This is a genomic window from Opitutaceae bacterium TAV5 (assembly GCA_000242935.3).
In the GTDB taxonomy this organism is placed as follows: domain Bacteria; phylum Verrucomicrobiota; class Verrucomicrobiia; order Opitutales; family Opitutaceae; genus Geminisphaera.
Window position 1 is genome coordinate 6,672,571 of the sequence record CP007053.1, and the last position, 17,494, is coordinate 6,690,064.

Consider the following 17,494-nt stretch of genomic DNA (forward strand, 5'->3'; position numbering starts at 1 on the left):
TGGGGAGCTTTGCGCCCTTTCGCGGCAAAAAACGGCCGCGGCTCAATGTGAACCGCCCGGGTGCAGCGGAAACATCAGGGGTACCAGCAGGACGCTTACCACCAGCACCAGCAGCGTGAAAGGCACGCCGATTTTCACAAAATCGCCAAAACGGTACTGGCCCGGCCCGAGCACGAGCGTATTCACCGGCGACGAGACCGGCGTCATGAACGCCGCCGACGCCGCCAGCGCCACGATCATGGCGAAGGGCAGCGGCGAGGCTTCGACCCGCCCGGCCAGGCTCAGCGCGATCGGCGCCATCAGCACCGCCGTCGCCGTGTTGGAAACGAACAGGCCGATCAGCGCCGTCAGCACGAACAGGCTGGCCAGAAGCATGCGCGGCCCGGCATCGCCGAGCAGGTTGATCAGGCCGTCGACCGCGAGGCTGACCCCGCCGGTCCTTTCCAGGGCGAGGGCAAAGGGAATCATGCCGGCGATCAGGACCAGGCTCTGCCAGTTGATCGATTTGTAGGCGCTGTCCATATCCACGCAGCGGAAAACACCCATCAGCAGGCACGCCCCGAGCGCGGCCACGACGTTGGGCACGATGCCGGTGACCATCAGCGCCACCATGACAAACAGGCTGAGCAGGGCCCAGGGCGCCTGGCTGAGCGCGGGCGCCACCTCGTCCACCTCGGCCGGCAGGCTCAGCACGATGAAGTCGTGCGTCAGCGGCTGCAACTGGCGGATGGATTTCCACGGGCCGATCACGAGCAGGGTGTCGCCCATCCGGAGTTTTTCCTCCAGCAGCGCGCCTTCCATCGCCTCGCGCTCGCGGCGCAGCCCGACGACGTTGAGGCTGTGCCGGGTCCGGAAACCGAGATCGAGCACCGTCTTGCCGATCAGGCCCGAACCGGGCGGCAAGGCCACTTCGGCCATGCCGACCTCGCGCGACTGGTCGGTGAAATAGCTGCCGCGCAGTTGCAGCGATTCGAGCCGCATGCCGGCGCGCAGTTCCGACAGGTCGACGCCGGGCGCATACACATCCACCAGCAATATGTCGCCGGCGCGCAGTTCCGTGTGGGCGTGCGGCGTGAGCAGCTCGTTCTGGAAACGCCCCTGCCGCTCGATGCCCACGATGTTGGCCTTGTACTGGCTGCGCAGGTTGAGGTCCTGCAACGTCTGGCCGACCAGAGGCGAATCGGGGAGGATGCGCAGGCGGTGCTCGCGCCCGGCCAGTTTGTAGTCATGGATCAGGTCGTGCAGGTTGCGCCGCGCCCCGCCGGCGTGCGCGGGATCGTTGCGCACGGTCAGCCAGCGGCGGGCCACCAGCATGTAGCCGATGCCCATGATCAGGATCACCGCGCCGATCGGCGTGAAGCTGAAAAAGCTGAAACCGGCAAACCCCTCGCGCTTCAGCGTGCTGTCCACGACCATGTTGGGTGGCGTGGCCACCAGCGTCATCATGCCGCTGATCAGTCCGGCAAAACTCAGCGGCATCATCAGCCGCCCCGCCGGGATGCGCAACCGCGCCGCCACGCTGAGCACGACCGGGATAAAGATCGCCACGATGCCGGTGGAGCTCATCACCGAGCCGAGCCCGGCGACGGCGAGCATCAGCAGCACGAGCAGGCGGGTCTCGCTGTTGCCGGCCTTGCGCACCAGCCAGTCGCCGAGCCGGTAGGCGACGCCGGTGCGGACGAGCCCTTCGCCGATGACGAACAGCGAGGCGATGAGCACCACGCCCGGATCGCTGAAGCCGGCGAGCGCCTCCGGCACGGTGAGGATCCCGCCCAGCGGAAGGGCAAGGATCACCAGCAGCGCGACGACATCCATGCGCGGCTTGTTGACGATGAACAGAACCATGCAGGTCAGCAGCAGGACGAGAACGAGGATCAGGTCGAAATTCACGAAGCGGGAGTCGGGAGGACAAAAACGATGTGGCAGGGTGGCAGCAAAAGAAAAAGCCGGGCTGGTGGAGTTCCGGTTTTCGCCGTCGGCAAGGCCGGGTATGGCGAGGCCGGTTGCGAACCGGGGTTTCGGCTCCAAAAAGGCGGGCCCGCATTTGCAGGCCCGCCCGGGTGAGAAGACGGAAATCGTATCCGGAGTTTCCGGACGCTGCCGTCTCCGCGGTTGCTAGTTGAACTCCTTCTGGAGTTCGACGGCTTCCTTGAGCTCGCGCTTGCTCTGCCAGATCGCCCAGCCGATGGCGATGGCGCACACGAGCGCGACGATGAGGCCGATGACGCGTCCGCTGTTGCCTTCGCTGGCCGTGAGGACGTTGTACTTGATGACCAGGCCGAGCGCGAGGAGGCTGACCATGTTCATCACCTTGATGAGCGGGTTGATCGCCGGGCCGGCGGTGTCCTTGAGCGGGTCGCCCACGGTGTCGCCGGTGACGGCGGCCTTGTGCGCTTCGGAACCCTTGCCACCATAATGGCCGTCCTCGATGAGTTTCTTGGCGTTGTCCCAGGCGCCGCCGGCGTTGGCCATGAACACGGCGAGGAGCTGCCCCACGATGATCATGCCGGCGAGAAAGCCGCCGAGGGCCTGCGTGCCGAGCAGGAAGCCGACCGCGATGGGCGTGAGGATCGCGAGGAAGCCGGGCCCGACCAGTTCCTTCTGCGCCGTCGAGGTGCAGATATCCACGACGCGTCCGTAGTCGGGCTTCTTGGTGCCGGCCCAGATTTCCTTGTCGCGGAACTGCACGCGGCACTCCTTGACGATCAGGAAGGCGGCGCGGCCCACGGCGCGGATGAGCATCGAGCTGAAGAGGAACGGCACGGCGCCGCCGAGGAGGAAGCCGATGAAGACCATCGGATGCGCGACGGTGAGCTTGCCCGCCTCGATCAGATACTGCTCGGTGGTCATCTCGCTGATCCTGTCTTCGCTGCCCACCGCGATGACGGCGATGAACGAGGCGAAGAGCGACACGGCCGCGATGACGGCGGAGCCGATCGCGATGCCCTTGGTCTCGGCCTTGGTGGTGTTGCCCACGGCGTCGAGATCGGCGAGGATCTGGCGGGCCTTCCGGTAGGAGCCTTTTTCCTGCTTCTCCATTTCCTCCGGGTCGTAACCCATTTCACCGATGCCGTTGGCGTTGTCGGCGACGGGGCCGAAGACATCCATCGAGATGGTGTTGCCCGTGAGCGTGAGCATGCCGATGCCGGTCATGGCGATACCGTACGCGACGAAGAGCGGCGGCGTGCCGACGTAACACAGATACGAGAGGAGGATCGAGCTGGCGATGACGCCGACGGTGGCGACGGTGCTCTCGTAACCGACGGCGAAGCCCTGGATGATGTTCGTCGCGTGGCCGGTCTGGCAGCTCTTGGCGAGACCCTGCACGGGCGAGTGCGTGGTGTGCGTGAAGTAGCTGGTGACCTTGTTGAGCGCGATGGCGAGAATGACGCCGATGAAGCAGGTGAGCACCGGACGCATGTCGGTGTTTTCCAGGCCGAAGGTGGCCCAGCCGGGCAGAGCGGTCGGATCGCCGCCGGGGAAACCGGGGATGGCGGTCGGGTTCTGCGCGAGGTAGGCGGCGTCGAATTTCAGGTAGAAGGCGCCGAGGATCACAAAGCCCAGGACCGAGATGAACGACCCGATCCAGAAGCCCCGGTGAACGCTTTTCAGCGCGGTGTCGGAGGTGTCGTTCGGGCCGGCTTTCACGGTGTAGGTCGAGATGATCGAGCCGAGCACGCCGATGCCGCGCACGAGGAGCGGGAAGATGACGCCCTTGTGGCCGAAGCTGGCGAGACCGAGGATCATGGCGGCCACGATCGTGACTTCGTAACTCTCGAAGATATCGGCGGCCATGCCGGCGCAGTCGCCGACGTTGTCACCGACGTTGTCGGCGATGGTGGCGGCGTTGCGCGGATCGTCTTCGGGGATGTTTTTCTCGATCTTGCCCACGAGGTCGGCGCCCACGTCGGCGGCCTTGGTGTAGATGCCGCCGCCCACGCGCATGAAGAGCGCGAGCAGGGTGCCGCCGAAACCGAAGCCGAGGAGGGCCTCGTAAGCCTGTTCGCCGTAGGCGAGGAAGATCAGCGTGCCGCCGAGCAGGCCGAGGCCGTCGGTGAGCATGCCGGTGACGGTGCCGGTGCGATAGCCGAGTTGCATCGCCTCGCCGTAGGAGCGGCGGGCGGCGGCGGCCACGCGGAGGTTGCCGGTAGTGGCCAGACGCATACCGACGAAGCCGACGGCCCAGCTGAAGAGCGAGCCGACGAGGAAGGCGCCGGCGCGGCCGATCTTGAACGCCATCTCATGGCTCTGCGTGGTGAAGAACAGGATGATCGTGATGATGATGATGAGCGGCCCGATCTTGCGGAACTGGGCCGAAAGATAGGCGTTGGCGCCCTCGCGCACGGCGGCGGCGATGGCCTGCATCTTGGGCGTGCCCTGGTCGGCTTCCTTGACCTGCTTCACGAGCATGAGCGCGTAGAGGAGGCCGAGGACGGCGATGCCGAGCACGGCGAGAAGCGACCAGATTTCGAGCGTCGTGTACTTCGGGTCCGAAAAGAGACCGAAATATTTGAAAGCCTCCTTGGCCGCATGACCCGCCGCGGTGGAAGCGTCGCCGATCTCCTGGGCCATCGACGGGCGCACAAAAAACGCGACCACGAAAAAGGCCGCGAGACAACTCAGGTAAATCTTCGCAAACTTGCGGTTGCGAAGGAGACGGAACATTATGGAACGCATGGGGAGAGACAGTAGGTGGTTGAGGTGATGGGCTTAGTCGACGAAGGAGGATTGGGCGGAGCGCCACCACGGGTAGTAAATGCTCTCGAGGTCTTCGCGCGAAGGCATCGGGAAGTGCAGGAAACCGCCGCCGGTCTTGCCGACGAAGAATCCGCCGAGGAGGGTGCGGAAGAGGACATCCTGGTGGAGGTAACGGATGACGGTCTTGGTCTGCTTGCCGGGCTTGCTGCGCAGTTCGCGGAGGCAGTCGCGCAGGTGCTCGATGTTCGGATACGGCAGGTTGTCCACGCCGGCGGCCTCGGGATCGTCGCCGAGGCGGTTGAGCTTGAGCTCGGCGAAGACGATGGCGGGCATCGACACGTCCTTCGTCGTGTCCGTGATGGTGGCGGCGAATTCCTGCGGATTCAGCTCGCTGACCACGCGCGGAGTGACGGGGCAAAATTCCTGGTAGAGATGAAAACGCGGTCCGGGGTCGACCTTGAACGCACCGGGTTTCAGGTCGAGCACGCGGCCGTCATGGGTGGTGAGGTGAAGCGATTCGAGCGCCTCGAGCGGCGTCTGCTCCAGCACACGATAGACGGCGAGGTAATCCGACCGGCGGGAGGTACCTTCGGGACGCTCGAGCGTCGGGGCCAGTGACTTTGCCTTGAGGAACTGTTCCGCGTAAGCATCCGTCAGTTTGAAAAAGAGCGCCTGGCCGCGGGCGCGCTTTTGATTACCGGTTGCCAGATAGGCGCCAAACTCGGCCGGGGCCAGGTGTGACGCTACCAGCGACTCGGGCATCAACGAGAGGTACAGGTAGGGCTTCATAGGATTTGGTGGTGTTGCCCGGCACTTCTGCCGGACATTACCAGAAACCTGCCAGAAACGGCGAAGCCCTGCTGCGCACGGTTTGGATAACGCCGGTCGGATTTTGCGCGTGTTGCCCCCAAAACGGGCCGTCAGCGGTCTGCAAACGAGTGCAGCTGGCGAAGATCGACGGGATGGCGCGGCGGCGAGGAAGCCGCCGCACCGGGCCGTCACCGCGTCCGCATCATCCGCGACGTCAGCAGCGCCATCGCGAACAGCGCCGCCCCCGCCGCCGCCCGGAGCCACAACGGCAATCCGCCGTCGCCCGGCTCCGCGTCGGCCAGCGACAGTTGCACGGAAAGATCGCTGTCTGCGCCGACCTGCAGGCGGCGCGTGAAGGTCAGCGTCTCGCCCGAGCCGCCGTCGGGGATCGTGGTGCGGATCGAGTCCGGCACGCCGGCCTGCGTCTGCTGCTGCGAGAGGAACCGCCCGGCCACCTTGCGCATCACGGCGTTGTCCTCCGCCGTATTCGCATCGCGCAACTGCGCCACCTCGGCGGCGGCGTAGTTGGTCGAAAGCCCGTCTCCGCCGGCCGCGGCCGCCTGTGGCGACACCAACAACCCCTGTTGCGGCATCAGCGATCCGTCGCCGCCCGGTCCGCCGGCGACTGCGACGACGCCCGAGTTCGACACGACAAAATTGCGGCGCCGGTTGAGGCCCACTTCGATCTGCTCCATGCGCAGCGCGTCGAGTTGCACGCGCGCATCCTCGTTGAGCGCGCGGTTGCCTTTCGAGAGCGTGTTGGCGAGCGCCAGCGCCTGGCGCGCCTTTTCCTGGTCACCCTCGCCGCGCAGCCGGTTGCCGAGCCGGATCAGCTTGTCCGCCTCCTCGCCTTTCTTCCGCAGCACCGCCGTGTTGAAACTCTTGTAGTCGGAAACGCTCAGGAACGATGCCTCGCCCGCCGCCGTTCCTCCGCTTTTGCCCGCAAACTGCAGGTCGCTGCTCTGCCGGGCCAGTTCGCGTCCGTCCGGCAAATGCACGCGCCAGGTGATGTTCTCCAGCGGCACGTCAAACCGCGGCCCGGCCAGACGATGACCGGAGCTCCCTCGGGCCGGCGTATCCATGGTCCGCGCCGAGTAATAAAACTCCACAGCCGACGGCTGACCCTCGACCGGATTCGGAGTCACCGGCAACAACAACGCGTCGCCGTCCGCCGCCACGCGCACCGGCTCGTCGTTGACGAACCCGTGCCACCACTCCGCGCCCGCCGGCAGCGTCAGCCGCAACACACGCTTTTCCGCCAGGCGCACGGCGAGGCTCACCCGCGTGAGCATCACGCCTTCGTCGGAGAGCATCGTTTGCAGATCGGCCTTTTCCACCCGCACCGGCAACAGTTTTGCCGGATCGTGCACCGCCACCGTGACCGGCAACGTGAACGTGCTTTCCACCATGCGCAGCACCACCGCCGGCTCCGGCGCTCCCTGTCGCAATGCCGCCGGCACCGCCTGCCAGTCCGTGACCTGCAACGCCGCCGGCAGCACGCCCGGCTTCAGTTCCAGGCGGCCCGAAGTGCGCAACGCCAGCCAGCCGTGTTGCAGTCCCGCATCCGCTGCCCGCACGGAGGCGATCCTCTCTTCCGTCGCCGTCCCGCCGCCACCCGCTCCGGCGACCGCCCGCCGGAACGTCGCCATAAAGACGACCTTGCCGAGCGCGCGCCGCTGCAAACGCACTTCCCACAGGCCCGGTGATCCCGCCACCGGCACGGCATCCGCCACCAGCGCACCGCTGAACCGCACGCTGCCCGCGTCCGCCGGCAACTGCACACGCAGCGCCTTCGTCGCCGCGTTTTCGATGAGGTAGTCGAACTGCACGGCACCGCGCACCTGCCCGTCGCGCACCGTCATGTCCTGCAAATACGAACACTGGATCCACGGCGCGAGGCTCTCGATATCGAACGCCAGCCGCCACTCGCGTTGCAGCAACCGGAAGGCCAGCGCCCCGCGCGGCACCCCCGCCGCGCGTCCCGGATCGAACTGCGTGGCGTTCTCGCGCCGCGTCACATGCAGCCTCACACCTTCCTCCGGCGTGAGCAGCAATTCTCCCGCCTGGCGCGACGCCTCGCGGATCGTCACGCGCGGCGCCTCCCACCTCGTCACCCCCGCGATGCCCGGACCCGCAAAACTCAGGTTGAACGACTGCCGCCCGAGCGTGCGTCCGCGCAGGTGCAGGACAACAACCCGCCCTGAGCCCGCGCCGCCGTCCGCGGCGGCCGCCGTCTCCGTCCAGTGGCTGAGCGACGGTCCGCCGATCGACTCGACCTCCAGCCCGGCCGGCAACGCAAACGTCAGCCGGAAAATCCCCGCCCGCGTAATATCCACGGACAGCGCCGCCGCCAGCACCACGCGGTCTTCGCCGAGCGACACCGTCTGCGAGCCCGTCACGCGCACCTCGGGCTCCACCGCCGCGATCCGCAGCGTCAATCCGCCATCCGCCGCCCGGCCATAACGGTAACTGCGCCGCACCACCGGACGCCCTCCGCCCTCCCCCGCGTCACCCGCCGCCGCCGCGCTGTCGAGCAGAGCCGCCGGAAAATCGTCCACGCTCACCGCCGGGAGTTTTTCGGCGAACACCGGCTTCGCCTCCGTCACCTGGATTTCGTCGCCCGCCGCCACCGCGATCAGACCGATCTGGCCCGCCGCCGCCTCGACCGTCACCGGATGCAACAAAAGCTCCCGGGGCAGCGAACTCACGCTCACCTGCGTTTCGATGAGCAACTCCGCCTCCGGCGCGCTCGCCGGAGCGATCCGCACCGTCAGCCGACGCGCCTCGGGATCGAAACGCCAGAGTCCGGCATTTTTCCCCTGCACACCCGTCACCGTAAATCCTGCCGGGATTCCGAACACCAGTTCATCCAGAAGCCCCTGCGCCGCACGCGCCAGCACCCGATGCCTCCCCTCCAGCACACCCGGAGCAGGCACGAACAGATCCGCCGTCTCCGCGTAAAAAACCGTTTTTTCCGAACGCCGGTCCCGCGCCTTTGGCGACCAGGCGACCTCGCGCGCCGCCACCGGCGCAAACACCAGCCGCGCCCCCGAGGCCGCCGTCGTCCCCTCCCCCGCCTTCACCGTCCCGACGGATACCGCTGCCTTCGAGGCGAACTGCATCTCCGCCTCCGTCCGCACCCCCAGGATTTCCGCCGTATCCGCCGCCGCCTTGCCGGTCGGCAATACAAACGATGCCGTTCCCTCCGCCATCGCCGGCAATTCCCAGACAAACGTCACCGCAGCCGCGCCCGCCGCGGTCAGCTCGATCTGCGTCACCGGACCGCCGCGTCGTTCCGGATCGCGCACCACGCGCGCCCCGCCCGCGATGTCGCAGCGTGTGAGCACCGCGGGCGCGGCCAGCAGGTCGAACCGGTCTCCGGCCTCGCCACGCACGCGCATCACCCCTTCGCCCGTCACCCGGTTTTCGCCGATCCGGATCGTTTGCTCCACCGAATCCGCCGCCATACCCGCCCCCGCGGCGGCTTCGCCCTCCGGCGACGTCCGCTTTTCGCCCGTGGCAGGAGCCGGGCTTTCCGCATGCGCCGGAGATGCCGCCGGCCCCGCCAGCCCGGCGGCCAGCAACACCGCCAGCGCCGCAGCCGCCGGCGCGCGAAAGCATCGCACACCCGGCCTCACGATTTCCACCGCGACAAACGCCGCCGCCACGACCGGGAACCACGTCAGCCCGTGGGTCGCCAGCAACGCTGCCAGGCCGAACGATGCCCAGCCCGCCGCTCGCGCCACACCCGCGTGACGCCGCCGCGCCAGCGCCCGCACAAAACACGCCAAGCCCGCCGCCGCCAGCAGCCAGACTGCCCAGCCCGGACCGCCCGCGGACGCAGCGGCCCCGCCCGCCGGCGCCGCCAGATTGCGCAATTCGAGAAAAAGCCCCGCACCGCCGCCCGCATGAATCGGCGCGGTGAACTCCAGCACCCGGCTTCCTTCGTGACTTCCGCCGCGGACGCCCATGCCGAGCGCCTTGAGAAACACCGCCCCCAGCCCGGCCAGGGCCGCGGCCGAAACCAGCAACGCCAGTCCGCCGCCGATGCCCGCGGCCAGCCGGCGCCCGCCCGCCCGGATTCGTAACGAAAGGGCGAATACACACGCCCCTGCCGCCGCCAGCCCGAGCGCGCCGCCCAGCGCCACGATCACCGTGCTCCCCGTCAGCGCGCCGCGCAGGATCGTGCGCAGCCCGATGGGGCGGGAAGCGGGAGCCGCAACGGTTTCCGGAGCCAGATTTCCGCCGGCAAACACGAGCCGGCGGCCGTCGTCGGGCGTCACCTGCCAGCGCGTACGGATGACCGGCGCGCCGATTCGCGGCGCGTCCAGCCGCACGCGCACGGCATCCTCCGCCGACCCCGCAAACCGCAGGTCCACCGTCACGATGGCATTGGCGTCCGGACGCGATGGCAACGGCACGAGCGTTGCCGAGCCGTCCACCACCGGCAGCACCTCGGCGTCGTCCACCCGCGCGGTCCACAGGCGCAACCCTTCCGGCACGCTCACCCGCAGGTGCGGATGCCCGTGGCTCTTCACCACATAACGCGCCTCGGTCACAAGCTGGCCGTCGCGGGCCACGCGCGTGTCGAGCGACGCGAAATCCACCACCTGACTGACCGTCGCGCCGCGCGGCCGCGGCGTCAGCCCCAGGCGCAATTCCCGGGGACGCTCCGCATACTGGAACGCCGCCAGCAGCGAGGCGTCATACATCATCCGGTACTCCGCCGGGATCTCGCGCGGCTCCACCGCCACAAGGCCGGCCGGCACGGTTTCACGCGTCACGCTGAATGGCAGATCGCTCGTCACGAGGACATATCCCTGTTCCGACTGCACCCCGGGCGGATGCAACCCCGCGAACCCGAGCACGCCGCCGCGCGGATCGTACAAAAAGTCACCGGTGCCCAGCAGCGTGAACGCGCCGCTCACCGGCTTGTGCAGGCTCACTTCCACAATGTCGCCCTCGCGTTTCCAGGAGCGGATGTCGCGCCCGGAAAACTCCAGGTTGCGCCACTCCGCCGGCACCTCGAACCGGAACGCCCCCAGCGGCGCTCCGACAATCGCGTAGTTGATCATCGTGCTCGCGCTCACCATGCCCTCGCGCACGGCGAACAGATGCAGCGCCTCGCAGTTCACCGCCATGTCGAGCCGCTCGATTGTCATCGACGCGCTCCATGCCGCCTCCCGCAGCCGGAAGGCCTGCTGAAGCCCGGCCGTCTTTTTCGGGAAAAAGGCGGTGGCGATCTCGACGATGCCCGTCGTCTCGCCCGAAGGTGTCACGCGCAGCCCCGCCGCCGCCGTCACACCGACGAAACCTCGCATCGATTTCGCGTCCGGAAACGTCAGCGGCTCCAGCGACCACGCCGAAAAATCCGCCGCCCGGTCGCGCTCCAGCCGGCAGCGCAAGAGACTGCGTCCGGACACCGGTTGGGCAAACACCACCTTCAACTCGCGCCGCCCGTCATGCGGTTCGCCGACACTCCATTCGATACCGCTCCCGCCGGCGCCCTCGCCGCCATCGCCGCGAAGGCTGCTCACCGTATAACCCGCGGGGATACCGATCAAAAATTCGCGCAGCGGCGCCTCGCGCACATCCAGCTCGATGTCGGCCCCGATCGTCAGGTCGCTGTCGCCCACGTCGTAAATCACCACCGCCGACACGCCCGTCTCCGGCAGGATGTTGTCGGCCCGGATGTCCATCGACGTCCCCGCATCGGAAATCCGGTAAACGAATTGCTGCGCGCCCGCGTCGTCGCCGGCCGCCTTTTTCGGAAACACCGCCGGAGCCACCTGCGTCAGCCCCGCCCGCGGCGACGTCTCCAGCCGAACTGCGCCTGCATTCGTCACGCGGACGTACCCGCTGTGCCGCACACCGCCAAGCGGCGCCAGCGCCAGCGGTGACACGTTGGCCGGGAAATCCCCGAGCGGAGTCTGCGAGTCGATCGTCACCGTGTAGTCTCCCCCGCCCTGCGCCTGCGCGAGGCGGACGACGAGCACGCGCGGTGTGGCAGGGGCTTCCGGTCCCGGCCTCTGAAAATCCGCCGCCATCTCCGCGTCCGTCACCTCCCATGAAAGCACATTGGACCCCGTCACCCGCAGGATTTCCCCTTCGCCCGCCAACGCCAGCCGCAACGTATCCAGTTTTCCCTGCAACACCTTCCAGGTGTAGACGCCCGATTGTCGCAACAGCCCCGGCCCCACGACGATTTCCGACACTTCCGACGTCGAATAAAACAGGCGTCCGTCGGCCTCCTCGCGCGTCGTCAGCCACGAGAACGCCACGCCGCCATCGGCGGCGAGACGCCCCGTAAACCGTCCGCCGGCCTCGGGTTCGAAGGGCGGCATTTCGCCGGTTGCGAATTTTGTTCCGCCGGGGAATCCCCCGACCGACAATCTCGCGATGCGCGCCGCCGGCAGCGCGAACCGGACACTCCGCCAGTCGCCCGAATCATCCACGCGGGCGTCGAATTCCAGCCGCACCGGAAACGTGCCGGCTTTCGGGAAAACGAGTTCGTAGCCGACATTTTTTCCGGTGCGGGTGTTACCGTGGACACGAACGAAAAAGTTTGCCGATTCGACCGCCGTGCGCAGCGCCGCGCCGCCGCCGAGCAACGGCAATGTTGCTCCGTCGAACCGGGCGTGCACCTCGCCTTCGAGCACGAAACCGAAACGTCTCTCTTTTTCCGTGAAATCGCCGGTTACGGACAATTTTTCCCATATGGCGGTGTCCCCGGAACGTGTAATGGACAGCAAACACGAGGCGTCCCGCTCGATCAGGAAACGCATCTCGTTCTCCGGCGCCGCCCCGCCTGCCACATTCTTCGTATCGACGCGCGCGAGTCCGTGAACGGATGATGGCTTCACCGACAGAAGTCCGTCCCAGGAAATCCGCAACGTGCCTTCGAATGCACCGGATTCGCCGGACGCCGAAAGCACGGGCACCGAAGTCCCCCAAATTCCGGAATTCTGCGGCGTGCGCATCCATCGGGAAAAGAAGACCCCCATCTCCGTTTTCTCACCTTTTTTCAGAGGCGTGTTCAGGCGCACGTCGAGAAATGTCACCGCCCCCTTGTTTGCCTGCCGCAGCGCCCAGTCGCGGACGTTTCCGCCTTCGACCCGGACGTGCTCAAACGTATCCGCAAGTTTTTGCGAAATACGCAATGACAGCGTATCCGCTTCGCCACTCAGGACCGTCGCCTTGATCGAAGCGTACGAGGAGAGGCGCGAGGGTTCGATTTCCGCCTTTTGTTCGACCCGGATGGAAACGATCGCCGGCGCTTTTGCGGCATCGCCCGGAATCGTGGCGTGCAGCGAGATCTGCGCCGCGTCGGTGGACGCTGCGGATCGGGAATTGACGGACGCCGCGACAGCCGGCGGCATCACGGACAATGCGAGGAGGAGGGTGAGGTGTTTCATGGTAAAAATAGAGGAGCGGCGGCATTCCGGCCGCTGCCCGGTCGGCCGACTCAGGGCTCCGGGCGTGTCGAGGGGCGACGGGGCCGCAACGTCCAGGAAAACAGTGCGGGTTTCCTCTCCCGTGGATGGCGGGAAGGGGGGCTCCCCCTTTGAGGGCGTTCCCCGGATGGGCGACGCTACGCGTCGTCGCAGCGGGATTGGCAGAAAAATGCCGCCGCTCCTTCCTGCGCCACGGGCGTTTTCGTCGAGGATCTTCATCGCTCCAGTCTCGCCGCCTCCTCCAGCAGGGTGAGCAACTGCCTGTTCGCCGGAAACGCACCGTGCGCCGCCAGCACCTGGCGCAGGCCGGTCGCAAGCGCGGGCAGCGATACCGCCTGCGCGTTGGGGTCGCCCGCGAGCGTTTCGGCAAAAAGCGCCGCCGTCGCGGCCAGACGCACGCCCGGAGCCGCCTGATCGAAAGCGGGCGCAGCGGGATCGTACGGGATGCTCCACTCGCTCTCGTGGTATTCTCCGGTGGCCGGATCCTGATAACGCACCCGCGCCACGCCGAGTTCGCCCATGCCGCCGTCGGCATCGGATCTGGCTTCAACCGTGTAGACGGCGGTGCCGCTCTCCGCCGCGCCGAGTTCGGCGGCGGCCACGGTGTTGTCACGAAATTCCTCTTTCCGAAGCAGATGTTTTTCGTAACCGAGCAATCGATACACACCGACGCGGGCGGGGTTGAATTCGATCTGCACTTTCACGTTTTGCGCGGCCACCTGGAGCGCGCCGGCGAGTTTTCCGGCAAAATCGTCCCGGGCGTCGGCAGGATTGTTGAGCCATGCGTAGCGTCCGTATCCGGCGCGGGCGAGGGTTTCGAGCATGGCGTCGTTGTAGCCATCGAAACCGATGCCGTAGCAATCGATGCCGATGCCGGTCTTTTTGTATTTTTCGACGATAGCGGCAAGGGTCTCCGGATTGGCGTCGCCGAGATTGGCGGCGCCGTCGGTGAGGAGGACGACACGGTTGAGCGAGCCGGCGGCGCGCGTGGCTGCGTTTTTCGAGCAAGCCTCGGCAAGCGCGCGTTCGAGGTTGGTGCCGCCTTCGGGCGGGATGCCGTCGCGGGCGATGCGGCGCAACATTTCGGCGGCGGCAGGGCCGCTGGCGGCGTCGATGTAGAGAGTGGGGCGGAGCGCGAAACCGAGGAGGCTCACGGTGTCGCCGGGGCGGAGGGCGTCGGCGAGGGCGTTGAGGGCGACGGCCACGGTTTCCTGACGATCGACGCGCTCCATCGAGCCCGAGGTATCGAGAAGCAGCGTGAGGTTGAGCGGCTGGCGCGAGGAACGTCCGGCGCTGGCCGTCTGCACGCTGAGACGGAGGAGATTGCGGTTGTGCGCGAAAGGGTGGCGCGCCTGTTCCTGCGTGAGCGCGACGGCCTGGCCGTCGGCGGGCGGCGGGTCGTTGAAGGCGAGCGCGTTGACGAACTCCTCGGGGCGGATGCGCGTGGAGTCGGGCCACTGTCCGCGCCGCAACGCCTCCGCCGCGAGCCGGAAGGAGGCGTCGCTGACATTGAGCGAGAAAGTGCTGAAGGGGGTTTCAGCGGCAAGGGTTTCCTCCCGCATTCGCATCTTCGCCGGTTTGTCCGAATACACCGGGACGCCGAATGCGTCTGCATCCGTCCTGATACCCGCAACCGACTCGTTTTTCGCGAGTGAAGACCCGGCACTCGGCGCGAATGCATCCGGTTTCGATTTGAGCGAGGCTTCGGCGGATGCCGCGAAACCGGTTGAAGACGTGGACATAAGTCCGGAAAGAACGTTTTCCGACAGGGGCGGGGTTTTCTGTTCTGCGCCCTTGTAGTCGTAGTAGTCCATCTGTACGCGCGGGGCGGCAGGGGTGGCGGCAGCAGCTATCCTCTCCGTTGTTCCGCCACGGTAAGCATCCGCGGGTTGCAGACTGGACCCGTCGTTCATCGGGATCGCAACGCGAGCCAGGCTGTCGCCAGACATTCGGGTACGTACCCCGAAGACAGAACGAGCTTCTGATACAGGCACGGGGGTGGTCGGAGCCTGCGCAGGAATCGGAAGGGGTGCGGACACCGGAGCTGGGTGGAGGAAAACTTTGGCTGGTGACGCCGGGGCTCGCCGCTCATCGGCAACCCGCAAGGCGTTGAACGTGTCGAATCCGACCCCGGGTGATGACCCGACCGCGCTATTCGCGACCATGCTGCCGACCGCGACGGTGGCTCCGGCAGAGTTGTTTTCCCGGATGGCATTACGGATGGATGCCGGGCCAGATGCGTCCGGGCCGCGGAGTTCCAAGGTGCCTGCCGCCGGAAAAGCGATCTCCGGGAGAGCAAGTCGCCCGGAAACCGCCGGCGCGTTGGCGGCGGCCGACGTGTCAGGGAGAATGCTCGCGGGATCAGCAACGATCACCTCGGGAGCTTCGGGCGCGGCATACCTGACCGTGGAGACTGCGGAGGCCGTGACACGGGAGCGGTTCAGCGCGGAAAAAACTCCGGTCGCAAGCAGCCCCAGCAGCAATGCTGCGCAGGCGGCGAAAGCGGGAATGTTTTTACGAATCAGGGCTGGCCATGGAATGCTGTTGGCGGATGCAGGCTGGGCGGTGGCGCCACTTCCGGCAGCCGCCAGGGTTTCCAGCAGCTTCGTGCGGCGGGCGGCGTCGAGGTGCAGAGCGGCGGTGCCCGGGCCGGCGAGAATGGCGTCCGGTCGCACGGCGTCGCGGAGGAGCGGAAGAGTGGCTGAAACGAGTTCGTCGCGCCAGGCGCGCAAAGCAGGATCGGAGGCGAGGAGTTGCTCGACGGCTTCGATCTCGGCGGGCGGAGCCTCGCCCAGAACGACGGCCAGCACGCGGGCTTCGCGTTCGTCGGCCCCGGCGGTGTCGCGGGTGGCGTCGTCGGCAGTGTGGTTGTCGTTGTTCATGGCGTTTCGGTGGCGGGCGCGCCGGCAGGGGCGGCGGCTGCGGGAAGAGTGGATCGGGGAACGGCCGGCGCAGGATTGTCGCCGGCGTGGCGAAAGGTGGCCGCGAGGCGGCGGATCGCGTGGTGGAGCCGGTAACCGACGTTGCTGACGGTGAAGCCGGTGCGACGGGCGATTTCGTCGTAGGACAGTTCGTTTTCGAATTTTTGCCGGATGAGTTCGCGGTCGGCGGGAGGAAGGCCGTCGAGGCAGAGGCGCATGAGGAGGAGCGATTCGGCGCGTTCCAGACCGGCGGCGGGCGGAGCGGCGGTCGCGGGATCGGCGATGTTTTCGTGAGCGGTGGTGTCGATGAGGGAAACGCGAGCGTGCTTGCGGCGGTGATTGTGGGCGAGGTTGCGGATGGTGCGGAAGAGCCAGGCACGGGGCTGCGTGATGGCGGGAGCGGCAGGAATATCGGCGGTGGAGAGGGTTGCCCGGTGCAGGCGAAGAAACGCGTCCTGGACGAGGTCCTGCGCGAGGGCGAAATCACCGCCGGTGAGACCGGTGGCGAAATGCAGCAGGCGCGACTCTTCGGCGAGAAAGAGGTCTTTCAGGGAAGAGGCGTCCGGCGGCGGCGATGAGACGGCGGCAGGATCGTCGGGCTGAGGCTGGAGAGCGTCGTCGGCCATGCGTGAGGAAGAGAGGGCGCGGGACCGGGACGATCAGGCAATGGTGTGGGTGGAACGGGAAGAGGTGATCACGTCCATGAAGACACCCGAAACCGGGGTTTCCTGGGAGGTTTTTGATGTAAAGTTTTCGTCAGGCGGGAACGACCGCCACAAGCATGTCGGGGGGGGGAAGCGAGGTCGAGGCGGGAGGGTTTCGGGGAGGGGACTGCGGCGAGAACGCGGCGGGGACAAGAAAGATGCGGCACGGGGTGAGTGCCGCTCGCTGGTCATTCCGGCAGGGTTACCCAGACGGTGATCCGTCGGGTGGTGCCGCCGGCAAATGTCGCGGAGAGAGCGACAGGCCAGGTGCCGGTTTTTTCCGGACGCGTAACGGTGAGCGTCCACGGGGCGGCGGCGTCTTTCACATTTGCCGCGCGGGTAACGGAGGGGCGGATACTCCCCTCGCCGGAGCTGGCCGTGAGCGACTCGAGTGCGAGGCTGCCGACGGGCATCACGGTTGCCGTGAGCGGTTGCCCTGATTTGGCGGTGCGCACGAAGGCCAGGGAGGCCGGTTCGGCGACGAGAAGCTCGGGAATGTCCACTTCAACGGAAAGCTCGGTCGCCGGGGCTCCGTCATCGGTTTTGACGGTGAGGAGGCTGCTTTGTTTGCCCACGCGCACTCCAAAGGTGAATGTCACGCGGACGTCGCCGCTTTCACCGGGTTTCCAGGTGCGCCGGGAGACCTCTCCGACCGTGCAGCCGCATCCGCTCTCGATGGCGGTGATGGTGACGGTTGCCTTGCCTGCATTTTTGAACGGGAAAACCGCCACCGCTTCCGTATCCGTCTCGGCCGCCTCCAGCTTTGTCGTTGTGCGCTCGAACAGAAGCGCGGCGCGAGCCGCGGGCGGTAAAGCGAGCGTCGCACCAGTCATGGTGATGAAGCCGGACAGGAACAGGAATGGCGCCAGGAGTGATGCGGATCGTTTCATGGAGAACGGTTGAGCCC

General features: G+C 66.9%; 7 protein-coding genes. All 7 read right to left on the bottom strand.

Annotated elements, in window-relative coordinates:
- Positions 1-42 precede the first annotated feature (42 nt).
- Positions 43-1,890: a citrate transporter gene (locus OPIT5_28120; protein ID AHF93491.1), complete on the bottom strand. Its 1,848-nt coding sequence runs from the start codon at positions 1,888-1,890 to the stop codon at positions 43-45.
- 225 nt (positions 1,891-2,115) lie between these two features.
- The gene (locus OPIT5_28125; protein AHF93492.1) at positions 2,116-4,677 is read right to left on the bottom strand and encodes a V-type H(+)-translocating pyrophosphatase; all 2,562 of its coding nucleotides are present in this window, start codon (positions 4,675-4,677) and stop codon (positions 2,116-2,118) included.
- 33 nt (positions 4,678-4,710) lie between these two features.
- Positions 4,711-5,487 (bottom strand): hypothetical protein, encoded by a 777-nt coding sequence (locus tag OPIT5_28130; protein ID AHF93493.1) that lies wholly within the window; start codon positions 5,485-5,487, stop codon positions 4,711-4,713.
- Between the two features lie 209 nt (positions 5,488-5,696).
- On the bottom strand, positions 5,697-13,181 hold the full coding sequence (locus OPIT5_28135; GenBank protein ID AHF93494.1) for a hypothetical protein: 7,485 nt from the start codon (positions 13,179-13,181) through the stop codon (positions 5,697-5,699).
- Entirely contained in the window at positions 13,178-15,844 is a 2,667-nt protein-coding gene (locus OPIT5_28140; protein AHF93495.1) for a von Willebrand factor A, read from the bottom strand. Before OPIT5_28140 ends, OPIT5_28135 begins: the two co-directional genes overlap by 4 nt.
- Positions 15,841-16,509, bottom strand: a complete 669-nt coding sequence (locus tag OPIT5_28145; GenBank protein ID AHF93496.1) for an RNA polymerase subunit sigma-24 — start codon at positions 16,507-16,509, stop codon at positions 15,841-15,843. The genes OPIT5_28140 and OPIT5_28145 overlap by 4 nt, the downstream gene beginning before the upstream one ends.
- Before the next feature lie 266 nt (positions 16,510-16,775).
- Positions 16,776-17,477 (bottom strand): hypothetical protein, encoded by a 702-nt coding sequence (locus OPIT5_28150; GenBank protein AHF93497.1) that lies wholly within the window; start codon positions 17,475-17,477, stop codon positions 16,776-16,778.
- Between the last annotated feature and the right edge of the window lie 17 nt (positions 17,478-17,494).